Raw genomic sequence first — 6,261 nt, 5'->3', positions numbered from 1 at the left:
GATCCATAACTGGAAGAAGCCCTCCGAGATATTCGCCGAACTCGTAGAGGCAAATGCTTCAACCGCCTGAATTCGCCGAGTTCTTACGCACCTGAGACGCACTCGCATGCCGCGATCAGGTCGCTACCCAGCATTACGGCGTGAAATGACGGCTGGCTCACGGCCATGCCGCCGGTCGTGCTCGGCGCCCGGTGCGGACGCCACGCTCCGTACGGTGGTTGCGGTGCTGATGCACGGTGCTGCCGCGCGGCGGGACAGCTGCTGCGTTACCGGTTCGCCTATCCTCTTGTCTGTGCCTTCCGGAAACATCAGGACGAGTCAGTGGGTGCTGGCTTCATGCGGCGCTTTACTGGCGGTGGCGTGGGGCACCTACTGGTGGCTTGCAGTGCCGCGGCATCAGATCTGTGCGATGACCCTGCCGGCGCCCGCGGGTTGCAACTCTGGTCGGATCCCCGTCGCCGCATTTTGGTCCGCTGCAACTGCGGGAGCGTACGGAGTCTTGGCGTTCCTGAAGATAAAAAGACCTCGAAGCGTAACTATTCAGGTCGCTTGAATTCGATGTGAGCCTCCGGGTTCGGGGTGTGGCGTCCACTGTGGGATGATCTTGGTGTGGTGCCTGGCCGGGGTGGTGAGCGTCCTTCCTACGACGAACTCGCCGCTGTTGTCGTCGGGCTGGCGGCACGGCTGGACGAGCTCTCTGCGCGAGTCGGTGGCCTTGAGGCGGAGAACGCGGCACTGCGGGAAGAGAATGCGGTGCTGCGTGCGGAGAACACCGACTTGCGGCGCCGGTTGGGGTTGAACTCGAAGAACTCGTCCAAGCCGCCGTCGTCGGACGGTCTCGATAAGCCGCCGCCGACGTCGATGCGTGGCCGTAGTGGCCGCAAGCCCGGTAAGCAGCCCGGGACCTCGGGCACCACGTTGTCGCAGGTGGCAGTCCCGGACGAGGAGATCCCGCATTTCCCGGCGGTGTGTGCCGGCTGTGGTGACCGGCTCGACCCGGCCGCCGGCCCGGCCGCCGAACCGGTGATCCGGCAGGTCTTCGACGTGCCCGAGGTGCAGGTGCGGGTCACCGCGCATCTGTTGCACCTGCTGGCCTGTGCTGGCTGCGGCACCCGGACCCGCGCGACCGCCCCGGCCGGGGTGACCGGGCCGGCGGTATACGGGCCGATTGTCACGATGCTGGCCGCCTATCTGGCCGCTCAGCACCACATCCCGGTCGCCCGGATCACCGAAATCCTCGCCGACCTCGCCGGGATTGAGGTGTCACCCGGCTGGGTGATGACCGCCTGCGCCCGGATGGCCGCGTCGGTCGCACCGGCCAATGAGGCGATCAAAGACGCGATCACTGCCGCGCCGGTGGCGCATTTCGACGAGACCGTGACGCGCGTCGCCGGGCGTAACCACTGGCTGCATGCGGCCGCGACCGGCCGGTTGACCGCGTATCACATCGACGAACACGGCCGGGCAGTCGCGTCGATGACTGCGTTCGGGATCCTGCCCCGTTTCACCGGCGTCGCGGTCCACGACGCCTACAGCGGCTACGACGGCTTCACCACGGCCACGCACGCCTTATGCAATGCGCACATCCTGCGCGAGGCGACCGGGATCGGTGAGTTCGACCCACAAGCCCGCACCGACGGCTGGGCCGAAGACCTGGTGAACCTGCTCGGCGACGCCCACCGCTGGGTCGCGCACTGGCGCACCCGAGACCACACGGCGCTGCCGCCGTTCAAGCTCGACGACCTGTTCACCCGCTATGACCGGCTCGTCGAGCGGGCCTTGAGGATCCACCCAGCCCGGCCCGGCAGGCAGACACCGGCCCGGAACCTGGCCTTACGACTACGCGATCGGAAACCCGAGTTCCTGCGGTTCGCCACCGACTTCACCGTCACGTTCTCCAACAACGTCGCCGAGCAGGCCGTCCGGATGGTCAAATCCAAAACCCGGGTCAGCGGCGGCTTCCGCACCCTCACCGGCGCCCAAACGTTCCTGTCGATCCGCGGCTACATCTCGACCATCCGCAAGAACGGCCTCCGCACGGCTACCGAACTACGCAACGCACTCCTCGGCAACCCATGGATGCCTCCGACCGTCGCGTGACCTGAACAGTCACCTCGAAGCCGGTGGAGGATCATCGCCCTCCTTGCCCTGATCCTCGGGGTCGTCCGGGGCTACTTCTCGGTGCTGTACGCCTGACGAATACCCGTACTCATTTGGCAGACAAGGCGCGGCCATGGTGCGCTGGGCGTGAGGAGTTGAGACGGGCGGCGGTTTGGCTCGGGGAGAACCTCACGAATGTGACCGCCACCCGTCCCTTGTAGGGTAGGTCCCGGAGGGGGCCGCGTTCGAGGACGGTCGCCGTTGGCGGTAAGAGGTGTACCGATCTGCCGCGAGTCGCGTTCTGCTCGACGGTGCCGGAGGTCCACCGGGCATAGCAACGGAATTGCTTCTAAGATCGCGCATCCTTTTCTGGCTGCCGAGAGCGTGCGACCGGCGGCAGGAGCCGCTGGCGTGGCCGATAGCATCCTCGGGTGCGAGTAGTCCTCGATGGCAACCGGGTGAAGTCTGAGCGCGACTTTCACCGCGAGCTGGCGGCCTTGCTTGACTTCGGCCGCCACTACGGCGCGAACCTGGACGCGTTGTGGGATCGGCTGAGTGCCGACGTCGAGCGGCCTGTCCACTTGCATTGGGCTGCATCCGGAACCAGCCGCGCCGCGATGGGTCCGCTGACGTTTGACCGCATCGAACGGATACTCCAGAAGACCGTCGAACAGGACGCGGCCTTCCACTGGACCGATCGTTTCACGTACGAACTCGGGTAGTGTCCCAGCGCTGGTCAGCGCCCTCTCATGCCGCCGATCGTGGGCGGCCTCGGAAACAAGGATCACACCGAGGAATCGGGGTGCCTGAACTCGCTAGGGTCTGGAGCAGAGACGGTCGGCGCCAGCGGGAACCAGTAGTTCACCGTCGGCCCCTGCGCTGCCAGACCCGCTCCCATCGACTCGTATAGACTGCGCGCCGCCCTGTTTTCCGCACCCGTGATCAGGAACATCTTGCTGGCACCGAGTTCCGCTCCGGCCGCCATGAACGACCGCAGCAGCTCGCGACCGATGCCCTGCCTCCGGCAATGCTCTGCCACTTCAAGATTGTGCAGATACAGCATGGTGGTCGCATCTGGCCTGGCCAACAGATAGCCCCAACACCAGCCCTGGACGTCGTGATCTTCCACAGCGACGAACGCGATAGTCCCAGGGGACTGGGCGAAGGCAACAGCACCGTTCGTATCACCGGCGAAGCGCCGCACTACGGTTTCGAAAAGCCCAGCCACGGCCGGCGACACGCGACAAATCATGTCCGTATCCTGCACTGCCCGAGCCACTTGGCCCTCCGCGTGGTCACCTTATTGGAGCCGGGGCTCGGCGCGTCCTCTTCTGCCGCCGATAAGGTTCGTGGCCCGCGCCGCCGTCGCTGCGTCGACAGCGGTTATCTCGTTGGCTGGCTGACACCGCGGTCGACCCACGGCTTCACTACCGGCTCCTGCTTCAGCGCTACTCAACGTGACACCGCAAGTCCGAGCCGTCGAGCCTTCTCGGCGGCGGAACAGGATGGTCGCGGTGGTAACGACAACCGGCCTCAGCAGGAGCTGCGTGAGGTTAGGGTCACGGCTCAAATTGCCACTACTCAAGCACCGTGACTCGGACCGTTGCGGCCCTCGATGCTCTGCCAGCCGTCAGCTGTGGTGCCGGGCCGAAGGAGGCGGGCGCCCGATCCACGTAGCGTAACCAGGGCCGAGTGGCCGACCGGGATCTCGTCGACCGTTCTCTGGTACCACACGATGTGGGTAAGTTCGAGATCGATCGGGTCCCCCGAGCCGCTCACTCGCTGAAATCTGGCGCCGAGGAAAACCCTGCCACGGAGGTTTCGTACGGTCGCAGTCGCCTCGGTCCATTGAGAATTCCGAACGTCGTTGATCTGCAGCTCTACTAGACTCTCGGCGTCGCTCACATGTCCAATAGTTGCTGACGTCGTCCACAGGATCAATTCGATAGGTCGGTCGCGGCGGATGTACTCACATCGGATCCACGCATTCGCGCACCGAGCGGCTTTACGCAGCGTGACGGATCAATCGATGTCAACCTGTGCTCGTTCAGGGGGGTGACCGAGTAGATCCCAGCGGTTGCCCGCGATGTCGACGAAGACCGCGACCCGGCCGTACGGTTCGTCGCGGGGCTCCCGGACGAAGACGACGCCCGCGTCGGTCAGCCTCCGGTGCGTTGCCTCGAAGTCGTCGACGCGCAGGAACCATCCGACCCGCCCGGCCGCCTGGTCGCCCACGGCAGCGTGCTGGCGGTCGCCGTCGGCCTGGGCCAGCAGGATGCCGGTCTGGGCGCCGGGCGGCCGGACGACCACCCAGCGCTTGGGCCGGCCGTCGGTGGTCAGCGACGGCGAGTCCTCGACGAGGTCGAAGCCGAGCACGCCGGTGAAGAACGCGATGGCCGGGTCGTACTCGTCGACAATGAGGGCGATCAGATCGATCTGCACGCCCACAGCGTGGTCACCACGGAATAACGCCGTCGTCGTTGGTGAACGTGCCGGTTGGGCCGCCGTCGGGCAGGGTGGCCAGCCGGATCGGGGTGGCTGCGGCCTCTCGCGCCGGGCGGCCGGTGTTGCCGGTGAAGTCGGTCGCCACCAGGCCGGGGCAGGCGGCGTTGATCAGGATGTTCGTGCCGGCCAGCTGGCGCGCGTAGTGCACGGTGAGGGCGTTCAGGTAGGTCTTGGTGGGGGAGTAGGCCGCCATGATCGGGCCTACCTCGACCGCCGGGTCCGATTGCCAGGTCAGCGAGGCGACGCTGCTCGAAACGTTGACGATGCGCGGCGATGGCGAACGCCGCAGCCGGGGCAGCATCGCGTTGGTCACCCGGATCACGCCGTAGACGTTGGTGTCGACGACCTCCCGGACGACGTCGAGGTTGAGAACGGTGGGGTCCTGCTCCCAGCCCGGCCCGGTCGGGCCGGAGATGCCGGCGTTGTTGACCAGGACGTCGAGGCTGTCGATCAGCTCGGCCGCCTGGGCGACGCTGCGGTCGCTGGTGACGTCCAGGGGCACGGCTTGGGCTTCCAGCCCGGCCGCCCGCAGTGTCTTCGCGGCCGCTTCGCCGCGGGCCCGGTCACGGGCGCCTACCAGCACGCGGTAGCCGAGGGCGCCCAGGCCGGCGGCGATCTCGTACCCGAGTCCCTTGTTCGCGCCGGTGATCAGCGCGGTCTTGTTGTCGCTCATGACGCCGATGCTGGCTCGCCGCGGGGTCAGCTGCTTACATCATTACGGTGGTCTGTGATACCTGACCGGTATCACCGCAGTATCGTCGGACGGTGGACACGCTGGAGACCCGCGAGCTTCGTTACTTCGTCACCGTGGCCGAGGAGCTGCACTTCAGCCGGGCCGCGGAGCGTCTCGGTATCGCGCAGCCGCCGCTGTCGCGGGCGATCCAGCAGCTCGAACGTCGTCTCGGCGTCGCCCTGCTCGAACGCGACCGCCGCGGTGTGGCGCTCACCGACGCCGGACGGGTGCTGCTCGACGAGGCCCGGGCGCTGCTCGACGGCGCCGCCGCGGCCGCTCGTCGCACCCAGCGGGCAGCGACGGGCGCGAACCGGCTGGTCCTGGCGACCAAGGCCGGCGCCAACCACGACCTGCTGCGCCAGCTGCTGGACGCGCACGCCGCCGAGCCCGGGGCGGCCGAGATCGAGGTCGTGCTGTGCGGGATGGGTGACCAGGCCCGGATGCTGCGCGACGGCCGGGCCGACGTCGCGTTCATGCAGCGCCCGTTCGACGCCCTGGCCGGGTTCGACACCGAGGACCTGCTGACCGAGCAGCAGGTCGCGATCCTGCCGGCTGACCACCCCCTCGCGGTGCGACGCTCGCTGACCTTGGCCGACGTCACCGGCCTGCCGGACCTGCCGGTGGCCCGCTGGCCGCGTCAGGACGGCACGTACGAGCCGGGGCCCGGTCCCGAGATCCATGACCTGTCCCAACTGGCCCAGCTGATCGCGCTCGGGCACGCCTCAGCCGTGCTCTGCGCGTCGTCCCGCTCCTGGCTGTGGAGCGCCCACGTCGCCGTCCCGCTGACCGACGCCCCGCACGTCACCACGGTTCTCGCCTGGCCCGCCCACAGCCGCTCGCAGGCCGTCGCCGCCCTGGTCAAGACGGCAGTCCAGCTCTAGCTGTCAGCCTCGACGTGGCCGGCTCGCATTCCGAAACAAGTA

6 protein-coding genes are annotated in these 6,261 nt (G+C 67.4%); 3 read left to right on the top strand and 3 right to left on the bottom strand.

Annotated elements, in window-relative coordinates; genetic code table 11:
- Positions 1 to 609: 609 nt before the first annotated feature.
- Positions 610 to 2,100, top strand: coding sequence for an IS66 family transposase (gene tnpC / locus LXN57_RS46410; RefSeq protein ID WP_251804718.1), 1,491 nt, complete (start codon positions 610 to 612; stop codon positions 2,098 to 2,100).
- Positions 2,101 to 2,531: 431 nt separating this feature from the next.
- A complete protein-coding gene (locus tag LXN57_RS46405) occupies positions 2,532 to 2,822 on the top strand; it encodes a barstar family protein (RefSeq protein ID WP_251804717.1) in 291 nt (96 codons plus the stop codon).
- A gap of 62 nt (positions 2,823 to 2,884) precedes the next feature.
- Here LXN57_RS46405 and LXN57_RS46400 read toward each other — a convergent pair whose 3' ends face one another.
- The 3 genes from LXN57_RS46400 to LXN57_RS46390 all read right to left on the bottom strand — a co-directional run bounded on the left by LXN57_RS46400 (position 2,885) and on the right by LXN57_RS46390 (position 5,278).
- Entirely contained in the window at positions 2,885 to 3,340 is a 456-nt protein-coding gene (locus LXN57_RS46400; RefSeq protein WP_251804716.1) for a GNAT family N-acetyltransferase, read from the bottom strand.
- A 782-nt stretch (positions 3,341 to 4,122) separates the two neighbouring features.
- Complete coding sequence (locus tag LXN57_RS46395; protein ID WP_251804715.1) at positions 4,123 to 4,542, bottom strand: VOC family protein; 420 nt, start codon at positions 4,540 to 4,542, stop codon at positions 4,123 to 4,125.
- A 13-nt stretch (positions 4,543 to 4,555) separates the two neighbouring features.
- Positions 4,556 to 5,278, bottom strand: a complete 723-nt coding sequence (locus LXN57_RS46390) for an SDR family oxidoreductase (RefSeq protein ID WP_251804714.1) — start codon at positions 5,276 to 5,278, stop codon at positions 4,556 to 4,558.
- 101 nt (positions 5,279 to 5,379) lie between these two features.
- Here LXN57_RS46390 and LXN57_RS46385 point away from each other — a divergent pair, with 101 nt between their 5' ends.
- Positions 5,380 to 6,219 carry a LysR family transcriptional regulator gene (locus LXN57_RS46385; protein WP_251804721.1) on the top strand — a complete coding sequence of 280 codons (840 nt, stop codon included), beginning with the start codon at positions 5,380 to 5,382 and terminating at the stop codon, positions 6,217 to 6,219.
- Positions 6,220 to 6,261: the final 42 nt, after the last annotated feature.

The organism is Paractinoplanes hotanensis (genome assembly GCF_023717965.1).
Classification (GTDB): domain Bacteria; phylum Actinomycetota; class Actinomycetes; order Mycobacteriales; family Micromonosporaceae; genus Actinoplanes; species Actinoplanes polyasparticus.
This window is presented reverse-complemented; position numbering and strand designations above follow the sequence as displayed.